The 607-nt window shown below is 58.5% G+C and carries 1 protein-coding gene; it reads right to left on the reverse strand.

Annotation, left to right across the window (positions count from 1 at the left end; genetic code table 11):
- Positions 1-152 precede the first annotated feature (152 nt).
- On the reverse strand, positions 153-356 hold the full coding sequence (locus AWJ19_RS35665; RefSeq protein WP_198536505.1) for a hypothetical protein: 204 nt from the start codon (positions 354-356) through the stop codon (positions 153-155).
- Between the last annotated feature and the right edge of the window lie 251 nt (positions 357-607).

Below are 607 nucleotides of genomic sequence, written 5' to 3' on the forward strand. Positions count from 1 at the left end.
TCCATCGCCTGCGCCCGCCCCACCTTCTGGTGAGCATCTGACTTCAGGTCATGTCGCATCAGGATGGCCTATCGCACTCTCTCTCGTTCGGCCCTTCGTCAAAAAAAAAACTACTACGGCCTCTGCTGACTTCTCGCTCCGGCTCGACGCCGTTACCCCTTCAGGATCGAGGCGAGATCTCCCCAGGTAAGAACGCACTCCTTCTCTGCACAACCGCCGGATCTACGCCACTTCGCCTTGATCACCAGAGCTTTGCGGTTCATTGCCCGCTCGCCCTGCTCCATAGCGCCTTCTATCCGGTTCTTGTTCATCGGCTCGCAGATTACGCTCCACGCTTCCTCCCCACGCTCGGTCACCCTCACGCAGTTGCGCTTCACTTCGTTCGCTGTGATCAACTTACGGCGGGACTTGCACCCGCAGGAGTGCGCCCATGCTGGGCGCACAAGAAAAAGCCCTCAGGCCGAAACCCTGAGGGCTCATATGCACGTCAAGAGACTCAAACATTCACAGCGCAGGTCGGAGCCCAGAAAACAGCGCATGTCCACACACGGCACCACTACCGATCTGCAGAACAACTCGGGTATCGCCTCCGCTTCACTACCAACCG

Source organism: Paenibacillus sp. DMB5 (assembly GCF_001517085.1).
In the GTDB taxonomy this organism is placed as follows: Bacteria; Bacillota; Bacilli; order Paenibacillales; family Paenibacillaceae; genus Paenibacillus_AQ.